Origin of the sequence: Pedobacter frigoris (assembly GCF_005116445.1) — a bacterium.
In the GTDB taxonomy this organism is placed as follows: domain Bacteria; phylum Bacteroidota; class Bacteroidia; order Sphingobacteriales; family Sphingobacteriaceae; genus Pedobacter; species Pedobacter frigoris.
Window position 1 is genome coordinate 560,245 of sequence record NZ_SWBQ01000002.1, and the last position, 23,597, is coordinate 583,841.

Consider the following 23,597-nt stretch of genomic DNA (forward strand, 5'->3'; position numbering starts at 1 on the left):
GTGTTGCTTCGCTCCTTCTGGGGTATTGCTGGGATCACGAGCCCAGCAATACCCCAGCGGCACCGCAGAAGAAGCCCAGTTGTAGCGCAGCAAAAGCGAGCGCATACCTAAAGGAAGGCATACGCATTTTTCCTTTACATTTTTTTAAGTCCGATCTCCCTCAATCTTTCATCAAGATATTCACCAGCTGTCATATCAGTATACAATTTTGGATTTTCAGAATCAATACATGACCCTAAACATGTCAAGTCCATATCACTCCGTGGATGTAAAAAGAATGGAACAGAAAAGCGTGAAGTTTTCATCAGTTCACGCGGAGGGTTTACAACTCTATGGGTGGTTGATTTCAATTTATTATTAGTTAGCCTTTGCAACATATCACCAACATTTACTACAATATCAGTATGTCCCGCTTTGATTGGCAACCATTCATTACTTCGGGTAAGCACCTCCAGTCCATCAGCACTTGCACCAATCAGCAAAGTAATTAGGTTAATGTCTTCATGAGCTCCGGCTCGCACGGCATCATCAGGTAGGGAATCAGGATCCTGAATAGGAAAATAATGAATACCTCTTAATATAGAATTTCCGTTGTGTACGTGCTGATCAAAATAATCAACCGGAAGATCAAGATAAGAAGCAATTGCCCTCAGTAGATGCTTACCGTTAGCTTCCAGACGTTGATAAATCTCTCTGGTTACTTCATTAAACTCAGGGATTTCCTCTAAAAACTCATTGTCAGGATATTGGCTTTTAATTGGATCACCATCCATCACCTCCTGTCCTATTTGCCAGAATTCCTTTAAATCAGCTGTTTTTGCTCCCTTTGCAGTCTCCTTACCCGGACTTGTGTATCCCCTTTGTCCGGCGAGTTCAACCTTCTCATATTTTTTCTTTTGATCCGGAGATAAATTAAATACTGCTTGTATATTCTTATAAAGCTTATCGATCAGTTCCTGACTTACACCATGATTGGTTATGGTCACAAAACCAGAATCATTGAATGCACGCCCAAGTTCTTCAGAGAACTTTTTACGTTGTTCATCATCTCCATTGATGTATGAACCCAAATCTAAACTAGGGATATATGGTGTCGCCATTTGATGTATTTTTATGATTAATAACTAGATAAATTTAAGAAACTATTGTTAATAAACATTAAATATAAAAGCTTATGTTGTTTAACAAATTGCAAATAACTAATTTAAGTTATTCACAAATACCAGAGGTTAAATTTGGATTATCAGTCAATTGTAAAGTTAGGGAATCATCTAATTTTCAACCAAACTATATCTCTGAGCGTTACGTAATTTTACGAGACAAATGATTCTCCATTTGCATAAACAATAGAAATCATGAAATATATTTCAATTATGGCCCTTATATTATTATCGCTCAACAGTGCTGATGCACAATCAAAAAAACTGGAAAAAGCAACTTTTGGCATGGGCTGTTTCTGGTGCTCTGAAGCACTTTTTGAAAGACTGGATGGTGTCACAAAAGTAAGATCAGGATATGAGGGCGGACACGTAGACAACCCTTCTTATGAAGATGTCTGTACAGGCACAACTGGTCATGCCGAAGTTATTGAAGTTACTTATGACCCTTCGAAAATAAAGTATGAGGAGTTACTTGAGGTATTTTGGAAAAGCCATGACCCAACCACACTTAACCGTCAGGGTGCAGATGTAGGCACACAATACCGCTCGGTGGTCTTTTACAATACTGATCAGCAAAAGCAACTTGCAGAAGCCTACAAAAAAGAGTTAAATGATACCAGAGCTTTTGACAAACCTGTAGTCACACAAATTGATAAGTCGTCGACTTTTTATGTTGCCGATAATTACCACCAGGATTATTTCAACAACAATGGCAACCAACCATACTGCCGTCTGGTAATTCTACCCAAAATGGAAAAACTGGAAAAGGTATTTAAAGCAAAACTGAAACACTAAAATCAGGCACTATTTGTGTGGGCATTCGATACCTAAAAATATAACGATGAAAAAACAAATTTTGGCGCTCGCACTCGTATCTGTAGCTTTGTGGAGTTGTAATGTAGATACAAAAACAGTCACAGTAAGCATAGATACAGTATCACCTATTGAATCAGATACAATTCAGGAGGACTCGACGCTAATCGCAGATGACCACAATGCTCAAAATTCTCTCGACTGGGCCGGCTCTTACAAGGGAACGACCCCGTGTGCAGATTGTGAGGGGATAGAAACTGAAATCACATTAAATAATGATGCTACCTATATCATAAAAGCAAAGTACCTTGGAAAAGACACCAAAGTATTTCAGGAAAACGGAAGTTTTAGCTGGGACAAAACTGGCTCTGTAATTGTTTTAAATGATGTTAAGGACCGCCATTCAAAATTTTTTGTAGGTGAGAATACCTTAACTCAGCTTGATATAGATGGTAAGAAAATCACCGGGGCATTATCGGATAAATACGTCCTTAAGAAGTAATAAGAAAAGAAAAAAATAAAAAGGGGGCAATTGCCCCCTTTTTATTTAAATGCCAATCTTAATCCCCACATTCAGCCCAAGGCCACCGATATTAATATACGACCTTAAATCATCAGACGGCTTGGAAGCATCATAATTTGCCTGCCCCTTCACATTCATTGAACTGGTTATTGTTTTATGATAGTTCACCTCCTTATCGCCTGTCGGCTGATCAGCCAGTGTAAGTGTTTTAGATCCTGCCGGTGTATTTGTGGCATTGACCACTACAGTCGCTGTTCCATCGTATTTCCTTAACTCTTTGTCTTTTCCGCCAACAGAGATGTTTCTATATTCCAATTCAGAGAACAAGCTTACAACATTACCGATTTTATAATCAAATCCTAATGCACTCTGAAAACCAACAGTAGCCTTCGGATTGATGCGTTCTTCTCTGGACAGCACCAATGTAGTTCTGGTTCCCGGAGGAGAAACTGTACCCTGTGAGGCGGAAATCTGACCAGTTTGATCATTAATAGCGGTATTTATTTCCAGGTAGCCCCCAACTGGAACAATCACACCAATCTTACTGTAAGGTTGAAATTTACCACTGCCTGGCAAACGAAATACCAATGCCGGCGCAACATCAAAAGCCTTAACCTGGCCAACGGCATGTAAACTCAATGCGGTCGTCCCATTATTTATAACTGTTTGTTTTAGCATATCCTGCTTTTCACTGGAAAAATAGTTCAGTCCGACCTCTAAACCTATCACATTATTGAACTGGTAGCCTCCAACTAAACCAGCCCGGAAACCTTGACCAAATGATCCGGTCAACGCAGTCTCAGAAGTAGAGGTTGTAGCCGAGGCGCCGGTTCCGGTTATGGTTGTCGTCTTATCCCTGGCAAGTTGTCCATTTATAGCTGGGAACTCGACAGGGGTCACTTTCATAAAATAACTTCCGGTAGGTTTAATGTAGAAGCCTTTTTCTTGCGCTAAGGTGGTCAAAGAAGCAGCGGCTAATAAAGCTGTAGATAGAATTAATTTGTTTTTCATAGTCATTTATATTTAGCGACACACATTGTATGCATGCATAATAATTAACGCTGAACCCGATAAAATAGTTTGTCATATTTCGTGATCATTTTATGTAGCAACATTTGTAAAAAAATGTTAAAGATGCGTTACAATTGACCGACTCCATCCATAAATGAATATATTAGCGATATGAGATTTTCAAACTTCATCATAGCTTTTATATTGCTTTCAATTACTATTCAGATCTCTGCTTTTGGACAGCAGCCAGACAGCGTAATTCTTAATAACATTCTTGATAAGAGCAAAAAACTGGCGGAAGAACATCCAATAGAGAAGGTTTATTTGCATTTTGACAAACCTTATTACAGTGTAGCAGATACAATTTGGTTTAAGGCTTACCTTACAATGGAGCAAAATCTGCCCTCTCTGCTGAGTAAAATTGTATATGTAGATGTGCTGAATAGTAAAGACTCTTTGGTACAAAGCATCAAAATCCCAGTTGTAAAAGGAATGGCAACAGGAAATATTCCTTTGAATCAAGGGACCTATCTACAAGGCAATTATTACATCAAAGCGTATACGCTTTGGATGATAAATTTCGGCGAAGCTTACTATTTTAGCAAGACCATACCAATTGGAGAGGCAATAGATAAACAATTGACTACTCACTTTAGCTTCAAGACAAGCCAAACGGATAAAAACCAGACAATAGACGCCGTGGTTCAGTTCAGAAACAGGGACAATATGGTTCAGACCAATAAAACGGTCAACTGGAGGATGCTTTCCAATTATGATGTAGTTACCCGGGGGAAAGGGACAACTGACCAGAATGGATTCCTGAGGATAAAAATTGATTCGAAAAAAAGCGAAGCAATCACAAATGGAGAATTGATTACCGAATTGGCAATAGCGGAGAATGATGTTGTAAGTTCATCATTTAAGATAAAACCTCCGCAAGGAACTCATGACATGCAGTTCTTCCCCGAAGGCGGTGAAATCATTAGTGGTGTTGCCTCCAGAATTGGTTTTAAGGCAGTTAATCCCTCCGGATTAGGAATAGATTTAAAGGGCACCATTGTTGACAACAGTGGAGCTGTTCTCAATACTTTTGAATCCTCTCATTTGGGTATGGGTTCATTTTATTTAACCGCGGATGAAGCTAAAAGCTACAAAGCAAATATCATTTTTAAGGACGGCTCTACAAAGAGCTTTGATTTACCAAAGGCATTACCGTCAGGCGTCACTTTACAAATCAGCAATACTGACCCCACAGCGATTAATCTGAAAATGATTGCCAATGATCTTTATTTTTCGGCTAATAAAAACAAGACTTTGTTTATTATAGGTTCGAATGGAGGTGTTATTTATTATGCAGCTAAAACCAAATTGAGCACGCAACTGACTACGACCAAAATCCCAAGAGATAAATTTCCGACAGGGATTACCCAGATAACCTTGTTTTCTGAAACCGGCGACCCTATTAGTGAACGACTCACTTTTAATCCTTCAGCAAATAATGTAAGCGTTACACTGAAGACTGACCTTCCTACATATAAACCGAAGCAAAAAGCAAAATTAACCGTCACCGCAAAAACTGCAACGACACCTGTAGAAGGCGATTATTCCATTTCAGTTACGGATGCTCAAAAAGTACCTGTTGATGAAGATAATGAAATCACCATCTTAAGTTCACTTTTATTAACCTCCGAGCTAAAAGGATATATCGAAAAACCCAATTATTATTTTAACAAACCAAGTGAAAAAAAGACAGCTGACCTGGATGTATTGATGCTAACCCAGGGTTTTCGTCGCTTTAATTACAAGGACATTATGGCGGGAAAGTTTCCGGTAATTTCTATTTTACCTGAGCAGGACATGAGTCTTAGCGGAACTTTAAGAGATCGTACGGGTATGCCCGTAAGAAAGGGAGCATTAAGGCTAACTGTAACCGGCTCAAGGTATGCAGCGGAGACATTGACAAGCCCAAGCGGAAAGTTTGTTTTTCCTAATCTGACTATTCCTGATTCATCAGAAGTTGTAATTAATGCAAAATATAGCGCAAACGGATCTAATCTGATGATCGTAATGGATCCCCAAAATGCAGCTCCGCTAACTAAAGGCGTATCCACTCCTGACGAAATCGTTAATATCGACAGTGCACTGGCGCCATACCTTAATAACAGCAAAAAGCAATATAATTTCCTGCGGACCCTAAAGGAAGTCAAAATTGAGACAAAGGTAAAAAGACCGAGTCATGCCGACCATTCGTCACTGGCAGGATTGAGTTCTATTTCTGGGACGCTCATTGAAGGAGAAAGATTTAAGGGCTGTAATTCAATGGCACTTTGCCTGCAAACAATGGCAATGGGATTGACTTATTTTGAGAACAATTTTTATGTAAGTAGGGACTATCAGGCAGGCAGCCGTGTGCCTGTTCAGATTTTCTTAAACGGAACTCCTATAGATTACTTCGGACTTACGAGCGTTCAACCAACGGAGGTAGAATCTGTAGAAGTATTTCCGAAAGACGAACTGGGTACTGTAAACAGGATGTACAATACCAATGGGGTGTTGGTGATCAACACTAAAAAGCCTGTCAAAGGAACAAAAATCAGCCTTGAAGAATTAAAAAAGATGATGCCTGAAGCAAACATCTTGAAGATAAGACCCAAAGGCTTCAGCAAGCAAAGAGAATTTTATCTGCCCAAATATGTAAATCCTGCCAACACTTATAACTTTAATGACCTGCGTACTACCATCTATTGGAATCCTAATGTTGCCACTACGGCTACAGGGCCGCTTACATTGGAATATTATAATGCCGATGGAAATGGTGCTTATCGTGCGGTAATTGAAGGTATAGATAAAAATGGAAATGTTTCCAGGTATGTATATCGATATACGGTTAAATAATCAAAGATTAAAAATAAAAAGAGGGGCTTAAATGCCCCTCTTTTTATTCAGGTTCTTTTTCCTCGTATTCATATTTACATTTAAAGCCGGCATCCGTCATCACCCACTCTGTAAATCCACTGTTTGGATCGTGATCACAATCCCAATAGCGATAGCCTGTTAGGTATCGTCCAAATTCCTTACTGATTTTAACATTGGTACCAACCGGTATTTTTATAGTTAGTTCAACTTCCTGCCCACGCCAACTGGCATTTTTAGGGAACCAGAGAACAGGACTAAAATTGAGTACCGCACCCTGCTGGAGAAAACCGTAGTGGATTTGTTGTGCGCTCTTTAAAGCAACTTCAAAAGTTTTACCCCTGGATTTAAAATTCTGAGTAAGTGTGGTCTTTCCATCCTCGCTTTTTTCTATGTTCAACCTGATATTCCTTGGCTTATCAAATTCATTGTCAAGATCTTCAAGAATTGCTCTTCCTTTATAATTTTGCGCATCAATATTGTACTGAAGACTATCTTCTTTGGTAAAAAATCGTGTCCGATCTATTTGGAGGGTATATTCCTTAAATGGTTGTAATGGAGCGACCTGAGAAAACTCGGCGCCTTCTTTAAATTCCGAGGAAATTTTGGCAACATAAAAGATCCCTGTTACTACACCGACAATCCATATGATCAATAAGCCAAAGGACAGCGTTTTGTTAATTGGCTTCCCGTTAAAAGCCACCCTTATAGAGAATAAAACCAAGGCTAAAACAGGAACACTGAAAGTGATGAATGCTGCAAAAGTCAGACTTGACAAATACTCTTCGTTTACAATACTAACTGGGAAATAATGTACCATATCAGAATCCCAGAAGCCTAGAAAAGCAGCAAGGGCAACAATCATGAAAAGCAGAAACATTGAACCAAAAAATACAATAATTGCAGCAATAATCTTAAAAATAACCTTTCCTGTACTTTCAATAAAATTGCCGATTACATGAAAAAATTCTCCGATAAAACCTCGCGACTGGCTTACCAATTGGTGCCGGCTGTTTGCAAACCCTTTAAGGTTTGTTTCCTCTCCCATCATTTCCATTTTCTCAGCTCTTGTTTGGGCCCTTGGCACCATAATCCACAACACCGCATAGGCAATGAAGCCTGAACCCGCTAAAAAAATGCTGAGGAATGCAAAAAGCCTGATCCAGATGACATCTACATTCAAATAGTGGCTCAATCCGATACAAACACCCGCTACTACACCTCGGTCAGTATCCCTGTATAATTTTTTTACAGAATTGAAGGCTGGTAGTTCCTGATGAACTGAGTCTTGATTTTCTTCTTCAGAAGTTTCGAAATCTTTAACCGATCCCATCTGACTAATGATATATCTTACATCCTCAATGTTAACGACCTGTTTTTGCTGTTCCTCAAGTTTCTCGGCAAACATTTCAGCAATGCGATTTTCTATGTCAGTAACGATTTCAAAATCATCGGCACTTTTTGCAAAATGCTGTTTTACTTCATTCAAATAAACTGTAAGCATTTCATAGGCATCCTCCTCGATATAAATGATAGAGTTGCCAATATTTATGTTGAGTGTCTTTTTCATTTGATTATGAATTTTTTGGGTTAGTATTGTCGGCTACTTTCTTTGAGGTATTGATCGCATAGGAAAGTTCCTGCCAGGTTGTATCAAGCTGAGTTAATATGGATTTGCCCTCTAGAGTGAGTATATAATACTTCCTGGGAGGGCCAGAAGTAGATTCTACCCAATTGTAACTCAGTAATCCATTATTCTTTAAGCGGGTTAACAGAGGGTATAATGTCCCCTCCACGACAAGTAACCTGGCCGATTTAAGTTCGGAGATAATATCTGAGGCATATATCTCACCTCTTGATATAATCAGAAGCACACAATATTCTAGTATGCCCTTCCGCATTTGGGTTTGCGTATTTTCTGCTATCATAATACAAAGTTATATGTTTTATATAGTAATATGCAATACATAGTACTATATAAAAACAAAAAACATACATATTGGCCTGAATATCAATACAATAATTTTAAACCGCTGTCTGTAAAAACATACATGACCGGTTAAAATCAAATTACTTTGATTGAATTGGATCAAAATGTATACAGCTGTGTGAAGAGAAATCAACAGAAAGTGAAAGTTATTCACATTTTAACATTTCGGCTTCCATTTGGCTTATTGTTTGTATTAATCTAATTGCACCTACAAAATACATCTACCTATGTTAATCAAATCACTTACAGTCCTCCAGGCGTTTGCAAGGCAAAAAGAAGAGGTAAAGCAAAAAGAGGTTACCAGGACACAATGGATCAATGCGGACAGAGTAGTAATGGTTGTAATTTTTTTAAGCGTGATTATAGGTGCAATCGTATTTTCTTAGCCTTAGAGCAGGAGAGTATCGATTCTATGTGCTTGCACCCTTTCTTGTAGCGCAGACCAAGTATAAATGGTAAAATGACCATCCTGCGAGGCAACCAATGCGGTGGCGTCGCGCTGATCATGAATGAACTGGGCGGCAGACAGGTGTCTTGTTCCTCCTACTTTCGCAGGATGCATCACTATCGCTTCGCCTCCTTCAATAGGTTCTGAAAATGAAAGTTCATCAATGTTATCCTTACCCTTCGCTCTTCCTATTTTTGCGCCAAAAGCAAGCAATTCGTATTGACTACTGATTATAGTAGCTCCATCAACCGCAGTTAACCCTGCCAAATGCTCAACTTCTCTTTTCAATGCAGTTTGCCAGAAGATCTGGCTTGCTTCTTTCCTGTCCTGCTGTAATAATTTAGACAACCCTGTGAAAGAGGGCTGTATAGAATACTGGATTGGCTTTATAATGGACTGTAACCAATTACTAGTCTCATTAGGAACGACAAGCAGCGTCCCGCCTCTTCCATGCGCCCTCATAGACACAGCTATTTGAATGAGCACATTGACAGAATCATTCCAATAGGACAATGCTGTGAGATCCAGTAGGGACAAAAGTATAGGTGGACAGTCAGGCAAGTTAGTACTGTGTCCGTCAACCATTTTCACCTGGTCACCTTTAAGAACCGCTATGTTTGTAAATTTTCCAAAGCCATAAATTCTCCGGTGTTTAATCACCAGAAGCGCAGGCTCAGATACATCCAGTACAAAACAAAAATTAGGGATACTTACAGTAGTTCCCCAGATGTAGAGTCCGCCATCTTCTTCCCATATCCCCAAATGTATTCCTGCACGTTCTATGCCAGGAGCAAGCTTAGTTAATGTACCAGGGTTCAAAGGAAACCTTTGCTTGAAAAGCAGCGGATTACCGGCTTGTTCGGGAGGAAGAAATGCAAGTGATATTTTTGGTGAATGTCCTTCTTCTTTTCTCAAGCTAGCCCAAAAGGTGGCATCAATAATAGCTTCTACTATATGTGCAGAAGGCAAGGGGGCCAGATCATCTTCACCTTTATCACGGGCAGCAGCAAGGTGAGCAGCAAATATTGCCTCAACTTTTGGTGCAATGAGCCGTGCTGCCTGATAGGTAGATGGATAGATCATGCCATAAAGTTAATGTATTGAATTTATTTTATGGTATACCTAACGCCAAAAAATCCCCTGATTCTCTGGTTGGGGCCATAAACATAACTTGGATCAAATGTTAGTCCGTAAGGATTGTTATTTGTGACCATTACCTGACCATTTTGATCCAGTTGAACATTCTTATCAAAAGGATCATTAGCTCTGGCGATAATAAAAGGATTCCCCTTATTTGGCGTCCAGTTTAGCAGGTTTTTAATCCCGCCGTATAATTCAAATTTATTGAATCCTGAATAGGTGAATTGAATATTCTGAATACTCCATACGGGCGAAAATTCTTTACGCGGATCCAACTTACTTAAAAGAGGAAGCCTCATACGACTATAAATATTGCCGGTATAATCGATGGCAAGCTTCAAAGGCTTCAGTTTATAAGATATTGCCCAGTTGCCCGAGAATTTTTCTGTAAGTATCTGCTGCATTTTACTCCCGTTTTCGTAGGTAGCAACGTCCTGATAAGTAGCACCTGCAATGACTTTCAGACCATTTTTAAAAGTAAGGTCGAAGTTGGCACTTAGTCCTTTACTGACTGCATAACCATTTAGGTTATCATAAATAATTTTATTAGGGTCTGTATCAAAATCCCCTATAATACGATTATTAAAATAGGTGTAAAAGGCAGAGCTTTCAATACCTAAAAATGTTCCGTTATCGGTGTAAATTTTCTTCAGGTAATTTAGGTTTACATTATAAGTTTTTTCCGGCTTTAGCTCGTTAGGGATTTCAACCGTCCGGGCACCCGTAAGCGCCGCATGATCTTCCGTAAAAATATTAACCACCCTAAATCCTGTCCCCGCATTTAAACGAAGGATGTTATTATCATTAAGGCTCCACTTATAAGCGAATCTTGGAGTAAAAATATGGCCATGTACGGAATTGTAATCATATCTAAATCCTGCAAGGAACTTATGCCGGTCTGCCAATGTAATTTCATCCTGAACGAAGATTCCTGGAAGCCAGGTATTTCGGGCGATACCCTGATTATGCACAGCGGTCGCAAGCGTATTGTCATCATAGAAGGTATACCTGAGTGCTGCTCCAACTAATAAATCATGACTACCAAGTTTTTTGTCCCAGGTCATTTGTGTAAAGCCGATCTTCTGCTCAGCTACATAGGACGTAGTGCCATACCGGCTATCCTGACTATGATCGTTATAAGAAAACGCAAGAAATAGCTTTTCCTCAACCGGCAACTGATAATTTCCAATCAATTCCCATCTGCTGGTATAGATGCTTTCTCCGTATACCTGGTCTCCTCCCCTATAAGACTTATTCCACTGCATCTCACCCCCCCATCGATCTTCATACAGATACCTGGCGCCAAGCGTAAAAACTCTTTTACTCTTCCGTTCTATATTCCACTTTTGAAATACCGAAATGCGATCCTGTAAAGTTACATCTGTAAAATTATCATGATTATGATCCACGGGACTTCCATATTTAAAATAGTTAATCCCTGTAGTTGCCGTAACTTTCTTACCTATGTTGAATTTCAGGCCTAAGTCGGCATTATACTCTCCATATGTAGTAGAGAAAAGATCAGCTGAAATTAATGGTGCATTTTGAGGCTTTTTCGTAATGATATTAATCAACCCTCCTACAGCTTCACTTCCGTACAACGAAGATGCCGGCCCCTTAACAATTTCCATTTGTTCCACCAGTGAATTGGGGATTCCAGATAGTCCGTATACTGTAGATAAACTACTTACTATGGGCATTCCGTCAATTAGAATCATGGTATATGGGCCTTCCAAACCATTAATATGTATATCTCCGGTGTTGCAAATATTGCAATTTAACTGGGGTCTCACGCCATTCACATTCTGAAGGGCCTCAAAGATATTGGGTGTAGGGTTCTTCTTAAAATAGGCGGCGGTATAAACTTCGACCGGCACCGGGCTCTCAAGCCGCTTGACCTCTTTTAAAGTACCGGTAATCACTACTTCGTCCAAATCATTCTGAAGGTTACTGAGGTCAAAATCGAGTTGGTTTTGACCTTCAGTTATTGTGGTAGCCTTAACCAGCCTTCTGAAACCTACTGCTGTTACCAGCACCTTATAAGATCCGGGCTTCATTCTTTCAAAAGTATAATTACCAACTGTATCCGTTTTGCCGGCAATACCAGTATTCTGTAACGTAACACTTACCGACGACAAGGGGATACCTTCAGACACAATTGTTCCCTTAAGTGACGAAGTCTGCGCATTTACTGAAATGCATAAAAACAGGAGGGTAACGGCTAATATAGTTTTGAGTATTTTCATTTATCTAATTCTAAAAACAACACCACAAAACTATGAAAGTTAGACTAACCTAACAAATATAATTTGACATTTATTATTAGCTATTTGTTTTAGATAAAAGCTATTTTTGTATTATGCTATCTTATACAGAAGAGAACTACCTAAAAGCATTATTGAAACTAAGCTTTCAAAATGAAGAAAGACCTGAGGCAGGAACCAATGAAATGGCTGCTTACCTGGGGGTAAAGCCGGCAACCGCTACCGACATGCTGAAAAAGCTAAAGGAGAAGGATTTAGTGACCTACAAAAAATATGGCAAAATTTTACTTACTGAAAGTGGTAAGAAAAATGGGATTGCTATCTTAAGAAAGCATCGTTTATGGGAAACCTTCCTTTATGAAAAGCTTGACTTTAGCTGGGATGAGGTACATGAAGTCGCAGAACAGCTGGAGCATATCCAATCGGCAAAACTCGTAGATAAGCTCGAAGAATTTCTGGGTTTTCCGGAATTTGATCCTCACGGAGACCCTATTCCTAAAGCTAATGGAGAAATACCAGCTACAGCCAAAACTTTGCTTTCTGAAATGAAAGCAGGACAAACTTGTAAAGTGGCCGCGGTAAAAGATACCTCCACTCTATTTCTTCAGTATCTTGAAAAATTGCACATTACCATAGGCACTACTTTGAAGGTCATCGAAGTAATAGCGTTCGACGGCTCATTGAGCATCCAGATAGAAAACGAGGAGCCTAGGAGCATATCTATGAAGTTTGCAGAGAGTTTATTTGTACAAAGCTAATTTAAGTTTGCAGTATGTCTACAGAAATAAAATGTCCTAATTGCGCGCATACCTTCCCTATCGAAGAGGTGATGGCCGAGGAATATAAAAAAGACCTCAGGGAAAAGATGGTATCTTTTACAAAACAGAAGGAAGAAGAATTCGCAAAGAAACAACAGGAGTTTCTGGTGCAGCAAAAACAACAGGAGGCTACTTTTGAACAACAGCAGAAACAGCAGGCACTCGCCTACGAGCAGAAGCTGGCAGAAGAAAAAAAACAGCTTCAAAGTACATTAGAGGAAAGCCTGCGCAAAAGCATCTCTATAGATTTCGAAAATAAGCTGCAGATGCTGGACAATGCGCAAAAAGAAAATGAAGAGAAACTAAGACTTGCACGGGCCAAAGAATTGGACTTTCTGAAAAAAGAGCAGGCTATGAAGGACAAGGAAGCAGAACTGGAATTGCAGCTTCAAAGAAAACTTCAGGAGCAACGTGCTGAAATGACCGAACAGATCAGAAAGCAAGAGGCCGAAAAAAATAATATAAAAGACACTGAACATCAACTCCGTGTCAAAGAGCTGGAAAAACAACTCGACGACCAGAAAAAACTGGCCGAAGAGATGAAAAGAAAAGCCGAACAAGGCTCTATGCAATTGCAGGGAGAAGTTCAGGAGCTCATATTAGAAGAATTACTCCGCAATGCTTTTCCTTTCGATCTGATCACAGAAGTAGGTAAGGGAGTGCGGGGGGCAGATTGTGTCCACCACATCAGAAACCAGTTTGGCCAGGACTGCGGTAAAATCATCTATGAGAGTAAGCGCACAAAAGATTTTTCTATGGAATGGATAGAAAAATTGAAAAAGGACATGCGCAGTATGGGCGTTGACGTAGCGGTAATTGTGACGCAGTGTTACCCAAAAGGGATGGATTGCTTTGGAGAAAGAGACGGGGTATGGATCTGCTCATTTGATGAAGTAAAAGCCGTTTCCTACATCTTACGTGACGGTATTGTGAAATTGTTTAGTGCATCTAAATCCCAGGAAAATCGCGGAGATAAAATGCACATGCTTTATGATTATTTAACGAGCAATGAATTTTCCGAACAGTGGAAAGCGATAAGGGAAGGCTTCATGAGCATGAAACTTTCCATTCAGCGGGAACGTGATGCCATGGAAAAATTATGGAAAGCAAGGGAAAAACAACTGGAAAAAGTAATGTTAAATGCTGCCCATATTCGCGGGTCTATTGAAGGAATTGCCGGAACAGATAGCATTCAGTTGAGCCTGACTGACGATGACGATCCACTGCTCTTAGACTAAACAAGCGCTTATGATCCAGCACCTTGCTTATTTTTCAACGTTCCATCTTTTTGCCGCCCATTCCCGCTGCTTTTCAGTCGACAAGAAAGTCCAGGCAACAAACCGGCTGATCTTTTGACCCTGAGCCATCTCTATTTGTTTTACTTCGTAGGGATCAACTCTTTTAAGCGCATTAAAAATAAAAGGCAGGTTGCTGCTCTTGGAAACAAGCGTCGTAAACCAGAAGCATTGATCTTTGATCCTGTTGCTTTCCTCAATCATATTACGGATAAAGCCAACCTCGCCTCCCTCATACCAAAGCTCCTTATTTTGTCCGCCAAAATTTAAGGTAACAGTCTTTCCTTTTTGCTTTCCAAGATTTTGAAGTTTACGCTGTGTCCCTGCACGTGCCTCTTCTGCCGATGCATGAAATGGTGGATTACATAGCGTAAAATCATAAATTTCCCCTGACTTAACAATACCATTAAATATATGACCAGGATTGGTCTGGTGACGGCATGTCACTGCATTTGTGAGTTGCGGGTTTGCTGATAGAATTGCCTTTATCGCTTTAACCGCACCCATGTCTACCTCAGAACCAAGGAAACTCCAGCCATATTCCTGATGACCAATGATCGGATACACACAATTTGCACCCATGCCGATATCAAGTCCTTTTATTGATTTCCCTTTGGGAACAATCCCAGCATTACTTTGGGCCAATAAATCTGCAATGTAATGGATGTAATCTGCCCTACCGGGAATTGGCGGACATAAATACCCATCAGGGATGTCCCAATTAGAGATCTCATAAAAATACTTAAGCAGTGCTTTATTCAGTGTCTTAACCGCAGCAGGATCAGAAAAATCAACAGATTGGTCTCCATAAGCATTCACTTTTAGAAAATCTCTTAACTGTGGCAGCATTTTCATCAGTTCAGGAAAATCATATCTTGAACGGTGCTTGTTTCTTGGATGCAGGGCAGTTTTTTCGTACATAATGAAAAAGACCACTCTTTTGAAGTGGTCTTTAGTGGGAGATACTGGGTTCGAACCAGTGACCCCCTGCTTGTAAGGCAGGTGCTCTGAACCAGCTGAGCTAATCTCCCTTCGGTTATACTCTTTTAATTTAAAACAGCAGAGTAAGCTGTTTTTTGGTGGGAGATACTGGGTTCGAACCAGTGACCCCCTGCTTGTAAGGCAGGTGCTCTGAACCAGCTGAGCTAATCTCCCCTTGGTTCTACTCGTTATATTTGACTGAGTCGGTCATGTCCCCTTACATTGGGGAGTGCAAATATACACCTCTAAATTAAAACTCCAAAAACTTTTATAAGATTTTAGGAAAGTACATCTTCAAGAACCTGATGCGATTTTATTTCACCAAACGAAGCCGTATGTAAGGCATAGTAAATCAGTATTTTATCTAAAATGATTCGCCTGGTGTTGTTATCAATTTTAATTTCATTAATTTTTTCAAAAGGAGTTGCAAATAAGGAAATGAAAAGCATTGCTTCCGTTTTTTCCAGAAAATGCGGATGAACAGGAGTATTTGATTTGAATTCCCCCTCCTGCAAATCAAAGTAACTCTGGTCGCTTTTGGTTTGAGTACTAGGCGCAAAACCCAGAAATCTGGACAACTTCAATAAGAAGGACAGGTGGAAATTTACGTTTGCGGCCTTGTGCGCATCTAACCAGCAGACTGCATTAAAGATAAAGTGAAAAAGGTTATCATCTGTAGTTTGCTGCCTGATGCTTTTATACAACACTTCATTTAAAAAAATAACCATCGTGCTTTTTATGATATCATAAGGTATGGTACTGAATACCGGCGAAGGTCTCAGTTCAGATACACGTTGTATGTTGCTATTTGTTTTGTGGTAGACAATCATATCTACCAAATGAAGCGGCTGCAGCATGTTCATACTGATCTTAGCTCTTGGCTTTTTAACCCCGTTGATCATGTAAGACTGGATACCGAATTTCTCGGTAAAAATCTGCACCACCACACTGCTTTCGCTATATAAAGTAGTTTTCAGTACTATTCCCCTGGTCTTATGCAGCATACTCAGGCGAGTTTGGGAATAAATATCATCAGAGCAACGGCAACAGCAAATACCGCAGCGATGAGTACTGCTCCTGCTGATACATCTTTAATGATTTTTGCCTTTTCATTATAGCTGGGCGAGACAAGGTCTACCAGCACCTCAATCGCGGTATTCAGCAGTTCTGATATTAGTACAGTTGAAATCGCCGCTATGACCCAAAGCCATTCAGCGGTCGAAAGCTTTAAAATCCAGCCCGCAATCCCGGCAACCAAAACAGCTACCGTATGGAACTTGAAGTTAAACTGTGTTTTAAATGCATAATGCAGCCCTGAAAACGCATACTTAAAGCTATTGAAGAATTTTTGCATGATCGTATTTTTGCCATTACAAAGTACGACATGCTTTCTTATATATCCAATGGTTAATATCGACTGTTGCTGATTTGTTAATTTCATGCACTTTAATTTTGATAACAGGCCAAAAAACTTAAACTTGCTCCTAAGGGAGATTAACTCAGCTAGGTCATAACATCCCGATTTCACATCGGGAGGGACAAGGTTCGAAACCCAGTATCTCCCACTAAAAGCCTTTCAGAAACCTAAGAGGCTTTTTTATTGCACAAAACTTCTTCTTTACTTGTCCGCCATTAGTCTTTGGATAAGAAAAACTATTGCATTAGATTTATAGCAGGTCAGCACGACCATACCAGCTAATTTTATTTACAATGACCAGCACCCAAACACCTGAAACTGCATCTTATAAACCAGTAAGCTTTTCACAAACAACCATTACAGAACTGATGATCCCTTCCTACTCCAATTTTGGAGGAAAGATACATGGAGGAATCTTATTATCATTAATGGACAAAGTTGCCTATGTATGTGCAGCAAAGCATGCCGGCAATTACTGTGTTACAGCGTCCATAGATGCTGTTAATTTCCTGGAACCGGTAGAGGTTGGGGAACTGGTTTCACTAATGGCTTCCATCAACTATGTAGGAAATACCTCATTGGTTGTGGGGATCAGAGTGATTTCTGAAAATGTAAAGACCAACAAGGTTAAACATACCAATACCAGCTATTTCACTATGGTTGCGAAAGATGAACAGAACAAAACGGTAAAAGTACCTGGCCTGATACTGGAAACCAACGATCAGATCAGACGCTTTATCGAAGCAAAATCCCGAAAAGAAATTAAAGAAAACTACCGCAAAGAAGTGGAACAAATCAATGTCCCTATAAACAACGAGCTTTGTATGCAGGAGCTTTCAGGAGAGCGCTGTATCATCTCTGCTTAAGTTCTGAATAAAAGTTCTAGCTTTGTCAGAATTTTGACTCACATATTATTCGTATAACTACAACACAAACAATTTATGATTATTAGTCCTAGAACACGTGGTTTTATATGCCTTACATCACACCCTGAAGGATGTGCACAAAATGTACTGACACAGATCAACTACGTAAAATCCCAGGGATTGACAGATGGCCCCAAAAAGGTATTGGTAATCGGCGCATCCACAGGATTTGGCTTAGCTTCAAGAATTACAAGCGCATTTGGATCAAATGCATCAACCATAGGAGTATACTTTGAAAAACCATCTGCACCGGGCAAGCCAGCTTCTCCGGGATGGTATAACACTGCAGCATTTGAAACTTTTGCAAATGAAGCAGGTTTATATGCCAAAAGTATTAACGGTGACGCTTTTTCTAATGAGATCAAGCAAAAGACAATCGACCTGATCAAGGCAGACCTTGGACAAGTAGATCTTGTTATTTATAGTCTCGCATCTCCAAGAAGAACACATCCCGCAACAGGTGAAACTTTTAATTCAGTTTTAAAACCTATTGAAGGCAGTTTCAGTGATAAAACAGTTGATTTTCATACAGGCATTGTCTCTACAGTTTCAATAGACCCTGCAAATGAAGAAGAAATTGCTAATACTGTCGCAGTAATGGGTGGTGAAGATTGGGAGATGTGGATAACGGCTCTAAAAGAGGCGAACTTGCTAGCTCCCGGAGCTACGACAGTAGCTTATTCCTATATCGGACCAGCGCTTACAGAGCCGGTATACCGCAAAGGAACCATAGGTCGTGCAAAAGACCATCTTGAAGCCACTGCTCTCGATATAACTGATCAGTTGAAAGACATCAATGGAAAAGCTTATGTTTCAGTAAATAAAGCATTGGTAACTCAGGCCAGCTCTGCTATTCCCGTGATCCCACTTTACATCTCATTACTTTACAAAGTGATGAAAGCAAAAGGAATTCATGAAGGATGTATCGAACAGATCAGCCGCTTATTTAAAGATAATTTGTACGCTAAAAATGGCGTTCCTGTTGATGAAAAAGGAAGAATCAGAATTGACGATTGGGAAATGAGGGAAGATGTACAAAATGAAGTGACTGCACTTTGGGCAGAAGCGACAACAGAAACCTTACCGGCAATCGGAGATTTAGAAGGCTACAAAACAGACTTCTTTAACTTATTCGGCTTTGAAGTACCTAAAGTTGATTATAACGCAGACGTAAACGAAGTAGTTGAAGTCCCGGGACTTCAGGCCTAATCGACTCTATATAAAAAGGGGCATGACTTTTTAAGTCACGCCCCTTTTTATTAAACCACCTTAGCTTTGTGGCACCAGTTTATAAACTCTGCCCGGCGATTCTACAGCGATGTAAATATATCCATCAGGAGCCATGCGTACATCTCTCACCCTGCCAATGTTCTTAAACAAAATCTCTTCTTTCACTACCTTATTGCCTTTAAGCACAGAGCGCTGCAGGAATTGAAAACGAAGGGAGCCTGAAAGCAAGTTACCTTCCCAGCCTTTATACCTGTTACCCGTCACAAACGCAAGTCCACTCGGACCAATAGAAGGTATCCAATAATGTAAAGGCTGAACCATCCCCTCTTTTGCCGTAAGGTTACTGATTGGTTTTCCATTGTAATTGATCCCGTAAGTAATTATCGGCCAGCCGTAGTTCTTACCAGGTTCTTCAATATTTATTTCATCCCCACCCCTCGGGCCGTGTTCATTAGTCCAGATCTTTCCGGTTACCGGATGAATGGTCATACCCTGAGGATTTCTGTGTCCGTAAGAAAAAATAGAGGCTTCTGCTCCCGGGGTATTTACAAACGGATTATCCGCAGGAATGCTTCCATCCTTTTTTATCCTATGCACCTTACCAAGGTCATTACCTTTGATCTGCTGAGGATTCTCTTTTTCGTTCCCACGCTCACCAACTGAGAAATACAGGTAACCATCCTTACCAAACTGCATTCTGGAGCCATAATGGTGTTGGGTTCTTGAGTAAGGTTCCGCTACAAAAATGTCCTTTTGCTCTGTTAATGCATTTCCGGTAAGTTTCGCTTTCATGATCGCGGTTGTGGCCAAGGTAGCGCCACCCTCATTTTTAAACTTAGAATAAGAAAGGTATATCATATTGCTTGATGCAAAATCCGGATCAAGTATTACATCCATTAAACCTCCTTGTCCACGGGCCAATACCTGAGGGGCACCACTTATTGCCTGAAGGGACTTATTCTTTACTCTGTATAATTTCCCGCTCCTATCGGTAGCGAGGATTTCATTACCAGGCAAAAATGCAATACCCCAAGGAACATCCAACCCTTCGGCAACAAGTTCCAGTTTGATGGTCATTGCCTCGGCTTTAAAAATGTCAGACTTAGGCCTGTCGTTCGAGGTATATTTCCCGACATTTTTTATTCCAGTAAGGATGTAATCAGCAAGTGCATTAATTTCCTGATCAGTCATGCTTTCCCCAAAAGAAGGCATACCCTCGTCGGCATACCCGCTTTTAATGGCTTTAAATAAATCTTCTTTTTTATTCCCATGCTTCCAGTTCCTGTCAACGAACATATCCATCTTCTCTCCATGGCAACCCGCACAGTATGTCTTATAATTCGTAGCAGCATCTTTAACCAAAGGCTGCTTTTTTCCAACATTGAAGCTCATACAAACAGCAATAATTGCGGTCAGCATAACCAAAATTCCTAAATTTTTACGCATAAATATCATTTGTAGAATGAAAATACGGTTTATCAGTTACAAAAACTCTTTTCACAAGTAATATAATTGATATCAATTCTAATGTTGCTCATACTGAATTCTATAATTCAATTTTTACATTGAAGGTTTGCTAAATCGAGTTAATTATCTGTTTATTTGTATTTAGTAATTCAACACACACAAATTGAAATTTTCATGATTATTCTACTTAGCATATTAAACGCTATTTTTTGCATCGCATTCGTTGTATTTGCTTATCTGAACTTAAATGACATTGACCCCTGGCTTTGGGTGCCTATTTATATGGTAGCTGCCATTTGTTGTGGATTTGCCATTTTTAATCAATTTTACCCTAATATCTACTTAGGAGCCATATCTTTCTACCTTATTTATGCGAGTATATTATTCTTCGCAAAAGATGGGGTGCGGGATTGGATTTCAAAATACAGAAGACCTAGTCTTGTAGAAAGTATGCAGGCGACTAAACCATACATTGAAAAAACCAGGGAGTTTTTCGGTTTGCTGATCATCAGTGCCGCACTTGCCATCAATTATTTTGTGGCTATCAATTTGTAAAACATGTCTTTAACAGATAAACAGGCAATAAGAGACCTGGATCATATTTCCCTTCAAATCATCAGCCGCCAGCTTTCTGCCGAATCGCTGACCTGGCTCAAGGCTAAGGCTGAAATGGTAAAAAGTGAGGGAAAATCCTTCCAGCTCAATATGGCATTTGCCCACCTGCCCAGGTTTTCTTCAAAAGCTGACATAAATATCGAACCGGAAGAAAATAAAGCCGTTGCACAATTGCTTCACGGATTTAAGATCACAGACTGGACGCTCGACAGACTTTGCCGGGTATGGCTCCTCATGCAGGTACCTGCGGATGATCAGGATGTTTATTTCAAAAAAATAAATGGCCTTTTTACCGCATCGGAGATGAATGAGCAGGTAGCCCTTTATTCTGCACTCCCTTTATTTCATTATCCCGAAATATGGGTCTCAAGATGTGAAGAAGGCATCAGAAGTAATATCGGCACTGTACTGGAAGCCATCATGTATCACAATCCTTACCCCGCCGCATTTTTAGCTGAGGGTGCATGGAACCAACTGGTATTGAAAGCATTTTTCACAGAAAAAGACGTTAATCTTATCGTTGGGTTGTACGAAAGGTTAAATAAAGCATTAGCCAACACGCTTGAGGATTACGTTCAGGAACGCCTTGCTGCGCACAGAACGATACTGCCGGAGATTTACAAACTTATTGAACAAACAAAAGAGAAAATATAAAGAACGAATTATGTGCTGTAATGATAATTTTCAGGAAAGAAATGAAGGAGAAAAAATTCAAACTATCCTTGATCTGAATGACATTAGCGGAATGAAGTTTTTCGATCCGCATGTCCACATGACCTCACGTACTACGGATGATTATCAGGCAATGGCCGATGCAGGTATCGTAGCGCTCATTGAGCCCGCATTCTGGCTTGGACAGCCGCGTACAGGGGTAGACAGCTTTACAGATTATTATAGCAGTTTAATCGGCTGGGAAAGATTCAGGTCTTCACAATTCGGAATCAAGCATTACTGCACTATAGGATTAAATTCCCGTGAAGCTAACAATGAAAAATTAGCGGAGCAGGTGATGGAAATCCTTCCTCAATTCATTTTCAAAGAAGGCGTGGTAGGTATAGGCGAAATTGGATTCGATGACCAGACTGCCGCAGAAGAAAAATATTACCGCTTACAATTAGATCTGGCTCTTGAGGCGGGATTGCCGGTGCAGATTCACACTCCTCACAGAGATAAGAAAAAAGGCACCCAGCGCAGCATGGATATTGCCATTGAGCAAGGGCTTGCTCCGCACATGGTGATCGTTGACCACAACAATGAAGAAACCGTAAAGGAAGTTTTAGACCGTGGCTTTTGGGCAGCATTTACCATTTATCCCTTCACCAAAATGGGCAATGAACGTATGGTCGAGGTGGTGAAACAATATGGTTCGGAAAGGGTCATGATCAACTCAGCCGCAGACTGGGGCATTAGTGATCCATTGGCAGTTCCGAAAACGGCTGCACTCATGAAAAAATCAGGCATCAGTTTAAAGGATATTGAGTTGGTTACTTACCGCAATGCGATTACCGCCTTTGCGCAAAGCGGCCAGATTGATGAGCATGATTTCGTTACAGTAAAGAACATCGACCAAAGTCAGAAATTTGAAAGCAATTCCATATTGCGGGGCGGACAACAGCCGAGAATAAACAAAAACTCGATCATTATTTCCTAGCCGTGAAGAAATTAATCGGATACCTGAGGCTGATGAGGCCAGCCAATGTAGTAACCTCAGTAGCAGATGTACTGGCAGGAATGGCTATTGCAGGATATTTTTTTGGGCCAGAAGCTTATTTTTCTGCGACAGAATATGTGCAGGTTTCAGAAAACTACCTATTACCTGTTCTCCTGCTCTGCATTTCCACAATAGGACTGTATAGTGGAGGAATTATCCTGAATGACGTTTTTGATGCAAAGCTCGATGAAAAAGAGCGGCCGGAACGTCCAATACCAAGTGGATTAATCTCGAAAAAAGCAGCCACAATCTTTGGCGGGGTCTTCTTCTTTATAGGAATTTTTACAGCGGGGCTATATAGTAAAGAATCACAGTACTTGGCCGGCGCCATCATGATCTCCTGTTTGGTGTACGACAAATTCCTAAAACACAGTCCAATATTCGGCCCCTTAAATATGGGTTTATGCCGGGGTTTAAATCTGCTGTTAGGAATAAGTATCATAGCACCTGCTATTCAGCAATGGTGGTTCCTCGCATTTGTTCCGATCATTTATATCGCATCCATTACCATGATCAGCAGAGGCGAAGTTCATGGTGGGAGCAAGAAAATGCTCTATTTCGGAGGAGTGTTATATGCTGTGGTAATTTCCTGCATTCTTGGTTTTGCTTACACAAAGCAGAATTTCCTGCCAACTTTAATATTTGTATTGCCATTTGCTTTCATGATTTTTATGCCGCTGCTAAAAGCTTTAAAAAATCCAATTGGCCCCAATATTGGCAAGGCCGTAAAAGCAGGAGTAATAGCCCTGATCCTGATGAATGCAGCCTGGGCAAGTGCCTTTGGCGTATGGCACATTGCTGCTTTCATTGTTATTTTATTACCAGTATCAATATTACTGGGTAAGGCTTTTGCTGTTACCTAGTCAACAATTTTA

22 protein-coding genes and 2 tRNA genes are annotated in these 23,597 nt (G+C 40.2%); 12 read left to right on the forward strand and 12 right to left on the reverse strand.

The window, feature by feature from the left end; genetic code table 11:
• Nucleotides 1-134: 134 nt before the first annotated feature.
• The gene (locus FA047_RS08920; RefSeq protein WP_136835621.1) at nt 135-1,100 is read right to left on the reverse strand and encodes an isopenicillin N synthase family dioxygenase; all 966 of its coding nucleotides are present in this window, start codon (nt 1,098-1,100) and stop codon (nt 135-137) included.
• A gap of 255 nt (nt 1,101-1,355) precedes the next feature.
• Here FA047_RS08920 and msrA point away from each other — a divergent pair, with 255 nt between their 5' ends.
• Both msrA and FA047_RS08930 read left to right on the forward strand, forming a co-directional pair.
• Entirely contained in the window at nt 1,356-1,955 is a 600-nt protein-coding gene (msrA, locus tag FA047_RS08925; RefSeq protein WP_136835622.1) for a peptide-methionine (S)-S-oxide reductase MsrA, read from the forward strand.
• A gap of 46 nt (nt 1,956-2,001) precedes the next feature.
• On the forward strand, nt 2,002-2,475 hold the full coding sequence (locus tag FA047_RS08930) for a copper resistance protein NlpE (protein ID WP_136835623.1): 474 nt from the start codon (nt 2,002-2,004) through the stop codon (nt 2,473-2,475).
• A gap of 45 nt (nt 2,476-2,520) precedes the next feature.
• On the opposite strand, the gene FA047_RS08935 is transcribed toward FA047_RS08930, so the two are convergent.
• A complete protein-coding gene (locus FA047_RS08935; protein ID WP_169304361.1) occupies nt 2,521-3,507 on the reverse strand; it encodes an outer membrane beta-barrel protein in 987 nt (328 codons plus the stop codon).
• A 171-nt stretch (nt 3,508-3,678) separates the two neighbouring features.
• On the opposite strand from FA047_RS08935, the gene FA047_RS08940 reads away from it, so the two are divergent.
• The gene (locus FA047_RS08940; RefSeq protein WP_136835625.1) at nt 3,679-6,402 is read left to right on the forward strand and encodes a carboxypeptidase-like regulatory domain-containing protein; all 2,724 of its coding nucleotides are present in this window, start codon (nt 3,679-3,681) and stop codon (nt 6,400-6,402) included.
• A gap of 43 nt (nt 6,403-6,445) precedes the next feature.
• Here FA047_RS08940 and FA047_RS08945 read toward each other — a convergent pair whose 3' ends face one another.
• Together FA047_RS08945 and FA047_RS08950 are read right to left on the reverse strand one after the other, a co-directional pair.
• Entirely contained in the window at nt 6,446-7,990 is a 1,545-nt protein-coding gene (locus tag FA047_RS08945; RefSeq protein ID WP_136835626.1) for a PspC domain-containing protein, read from the reverse strand.
• 4 nt (nt 7,991-7,994) lie between these two features.
• On the reverse strand, nt 7,995-8,348 hold the full coding sequence (locus FA047_RS08950; protein ID WP_136835628.1) for a PadR family transcriptional regulator: 354 nt from the start codon (nt 8,346-8,348) through the stop codon (nt 7,995-7,997).
• 289 nt (nt 8,349-8,637) lie between these two features.
• Between FA047_RS08950 and FA047_RS20465 the strand changes: the two genes are divergently transcribed.
• Nucleotides 8,638-8,796: a hypothetical protein gene (locus tag FA047_RS20465; protein WP_169304362.1), complete on the forward strand. Its 159-nt coding sequence runs from the start codon at nt 8,638-8,640 to the stop codon at nt 8,794-8,796.
• Between the two features lie 2 nt (nt 8,797-8,798).
• Here FA047_RS20465 and FA047_RS08955 read toward each other — a convergent pair whose 3' ends face one another.
• Both FA047_RS08955 and FA047_RS08960 read right to left on the reverse strand, forming a co-directional pair.
• A complete protein-coding gene (locus FA047_RS08955) occupies nt 8,799-9,941 on the reverse strand; it encodes a putative sensor domain DACNV-containing protein (protein ID WP_136835630.1) in 1,143 nt (380 codons plus the stop codon).
• A gap of 23 nt (nt 9,942-9,964) precedes the next feature.
• Entirely contained in the window at nt 9,965-12,244 is a 2,280-nt protein-coding gene (locus FA047_RS08960) for a TonB-dependent receptor (protein WP_136835632.1), read from the reverse strand.
• Nucleotides 12,245-12,357: 113 nt separating this feature from the next.
• On the opposite strand from FA047_RS08960, the gene FA047_RS08965 reads away from it, so the two are divergent.
• A complete protein-coding gene (locus tag FA047_RS08965) occupies nt 12,358-13,020 on the forward strand; it encodes a metal-dependent transcriptional regulator (RefSeq protein WP_136835633.1) in 663 nt (220 codons plus the stop codon).
• A gap of 14 nt (nt 13,021-13,034) precedes the next feature.
• Nucleotides 13,035-14,318: a DUF2130 domain-containing protein gene (locus FA047_RS08970; RefSeq protein WP_169304363.1), complete on the forward strand. Its 1,284-nt coding sequence runs from the start codon at nt 13,035-13,037 to the stop codon at nt 14,316-14,318.
• A gap of 27 nt (nt 14,319-14,345) precedes the next feature.
• On the opposite strand, the gene rlmF is transcribed toward FA047_RS08970, so the two are convergent.
• The 5 genes from rlmF to FA047_RS08995 form a co-directional block, all read right to left on the reverse strand.
• On the reverse strand, nt 14,346-15,296 hold the full coding sequence (rlmF, locus tag FA047_RS08975) for a 23S rRNA (adenine(1618)-N(6))-methyltransferase RlmF (RefSeq protein WP_136835635.1): 951 nt from the start codon (nt 15,294-15,296) through the stop codon (nt 14,346-14,348).
• Nucleotides 15,297-15,331: 35 nt separating this feature from the next.
• A tRNA-Val gene (locus tag FA047_RS08980) sits at nt 15,332-15,406 on the reverse strand.
• Between the two features lie 46 nt (nt 15,407-15,452).
• A tRNA-Val gene (locus tag FA047_RS08985) sits at nt 15,453-15,530 on the reverse strand.
• Between the two features lie 104 nt (nt 15,531-15,634).
• A complete protein-coding gene (gene recO / locus FA047_RS08990) occupies nt 15,635-16,360 on the reverse strand; it encodes a DNA repair protein RecO (RefSeq protein ID WP_136835637.1) in 726 nt (241 codons plus the stop codon).
• Nucleotides 16,361-16,362: 2 nt separating this feature from the next.
• Nucleotides 16,363-16,797, reverse strand: coding sequence for a diacylglycerol kinase family protein (locus FA047_RS08995; RefSeq protein WP_225872681.1), 435 nt, complete (start codon nt 16,795-16,797; stop codon nt 16,363-16,365).
• Between the two features lie 269 nt (nt 16,798-17,066).
• Between FA047_RS08995 and FA047_RS09000 the strand changes: the two genes are divergently transcribed.
• A complete protein-coding gene (locus tag FA047_RS09000) occupies nt 17,067-17,639 on the forward strand; it encodes an acyl-CoA thioesterase (protein ID WP_136835638.1) in 573 nt (190 codons plus the stop codon).
• 75 nt (nt 17,640-17,714) lie between these two features.
• Nucleotides 17,715-18,908 carry an enoyl-ACP reductase FabV gene (fabV, locus tag FA047_RS09005; RefSeq protein ID WP_136835639.1) on the forward strand — a complete coding sequence of 398 codons (1,194 nt, stop codon included), beginning with the start codon at nt 17,715-17,717 and terminating at the stop codon, nt 18,906-18,908.
• Nucleotides 18,909-18,968: 60 nt separating this feature from the next.
• On the opposite strand, the gene FA047_RS09010 is transcribed toward fabV, so the two are convergent.
• Nucleotides 18,969-20,375: a PQQ-dependent sugar dehydrogenase gene (locus tag FA047_RS09010; RefSeq protein WP_136835640.1), complete on the reverse strand. Its 1,407-nt coding sequence runs from the start codon at nt 20,373-20,375 to the stop codon at nt 18,969-18,971.
• A gap of 195 nt (nt 20,376-20,570) precedes the next feature.
• Between FA047_RS09010 and FA047_RS09015 the strand changes: the two genes are divergently transcribed.
• From FA047_RS09015 to eboC, 4 genes are read left to right on the forward strand one after another with little or no spacing between them, the layout of a single operon-like run.
• Nucleotides 20,571-20,951: a transmembrane 220 family protein gene (locus FA047_RS09015; RefSeq protein ID WP_225872682.1), complete on the forward strand. Its 381-nt coding sequence runs from the start codon at nt 20,571-20,573 to the stop codon at nt 20,949-20,951.
• A 3-nt stretch (nt 20,952-20,954) separates the two neighbouring features.
• Complete coding sequence (locus tag FA047_RS09020) at nt 20,955-21,665, forward strand: EboA domain-containing protein (RefSeq protein ID WP_136835642.1); 711 nt, start codon at nt 20,955-20,957, stop codon at nt 21,663-21,665.
• Nucleotides 21,640-22,662, forward strand: coding sequence for a TatD family hydrolase (locus FA047_RS09025; protein ID WP_225872683.1), 1,023 nt, complete (start codon nt 21,640-21,642; stop codon nt 22,660-22,662). Before FA047_RS09020 ends, FA047_RS09025 begins: the two co-directional genes overlap by 26 nt.
• A gap of 2 nt (nt 22,663-22,664) precedes the next feature.
• Entirely contained in the window at nt 22,665-23,585 is a 921-nt protein-coding gene (eboC, locus tag FA047_RS09030) for a UbiA-like protein EboC (RefSeq protein WP_205943275.1), read from the forward strand.
• The last annotated feature ends 12 nt before the right edge of the window (nt 23,586-23,597 follow it).

Bases quoted from the DNA above. Each gene is read 5' to 3' on its own strand.
- FA047_RS08955 (WP_136835630.1), bottom strand. From the start codon at position 9,941: ATGATCTATCCATCTACCTATCAGGCAGCACGGCTCATTGCACCAAAA.
- FA047_RS08960 (WP_136835632.1), bottom strand. From the start codon at position 12,244: ATGAAAATACTCAAAACTATATTAGCCGTTACCCTCCTGTTTTTATGC.
- FA047_RS09010 (WP_136835640.1), bottom strand. From the start codon at position 20,375: ATGCGTAAAAATTTAGGAATTTTGGTTATGCTGACCGCAATTATTGCT.
- FA047_RS09000 (WP_136835638.1), top strand. From the start codon at position 17,067: ATGACCAGCACCCAAACACCTGAAACTGCATCTTATAAACCAGTAAGC.
- FA047_RS08920 (WP_136835621.1), bottom strand. From the start codon at position 1,100: ATGGCGACACCATATATCCCTAGTTTAGATTTGGGTTCATACATCAAT.
- FA047_RS20465 (WP_169304362.1), top strand. From the start codon at position 8,638: ATGTTAATCAAATCACTTACAGTCCTCCAGGCGTTTGCAAGGCAAAAA.
- FA047_RS08935 (WP_169304361.1), bottom strand. From the start codon at position 3,507: ATGAAAAACAAATTAATTCTATCTACAGCTTTATTAGCCGCTGCTTCT.
- FA047_RS09020 (WP_136835642.1), top strand. From the start codon at position 20,955: ATGTCTTTAACAGATAAACAGGCAATAAGAGACCTGGATCATATTTCC.
- FA047_RS08940 (WP_136835625.1), top strand. From the start codon at position 3,679: ATGAGATTTTCAAACTTCATCATAGCTTTTATATTGCTTTCAATTACT.
- msrA (WP_136835622.1), top strand. From the start codon at position 1,356: ATGAAATATATTTCAATTATGGCCCTTATATTATTATCGCTCAACAGT.
- fabV (WP_136835639.1), top strand. From the start codon at position 17,715: ATGATTATTAGTCCTAGAACACGTGGTTTTATATGCCTTACATCACAC.
- FA047_RS09015 (WP_225872682.1), top strand. From the start codon at position 20,571: ATGATTATTCTACTTAGCATATTAAACGCTATTTTTTGCATCGCATTC.
- FA047_RS08995 (WP_225872681.1), bottom strand. From the start codon at position 16,797: ATGAAATTAACAAATCAGCAACAGTCGATATTAACCATTGGATATATA.
- FA047_RS08950 (WP_136835628.1), bottom strand. From the start codon at position 8,348: ATGATAGCAGAAAATACGCAAACCCAAATGCGGAAGGGCATACTAGAA.
- FA047_RS08930 (WP_136835623.1), top strand. From the start codon at position 2,002: ATGAAAAAACAAATTTTGGCGCTCGCACTCGTATCTGTAGCTTTGTGG.
- FA047_RS08945 (WP_136835626.1), bottom strand. From the start codon at position 7,990: ATGAAAAAGACACTCAACATAAATATTGGCAACTCTATCATTTATATC.
- FA047_RS08965 (WP_136835633.1), top strand. From the start codon at position 12,358: ATGCTATCTTATACAGAAGAGAACTACCTAAAAGCATTATTGAAACTA.
- rlmF (WP_136835635.1), bottom strand. From the start codon at position 15,296: ATGTACGAAAAAACTGCCCTGCATCCAAGAAACAAGCACCGTTCAAGA.
- FA047_RS08970 (WP_169304363.1), top strand. From the start codon at position 13,035: ATGTCTACAGAAATAAAATGTCCTAATTGCGCGCATACCTTCCCTATC.
- recO (WP_136835637.1), bottom strand. From the start codon at position 16,360: ATGCTGCATAAGACCAGGGGAATAGTACTGAAAACTACTTTATATAGC.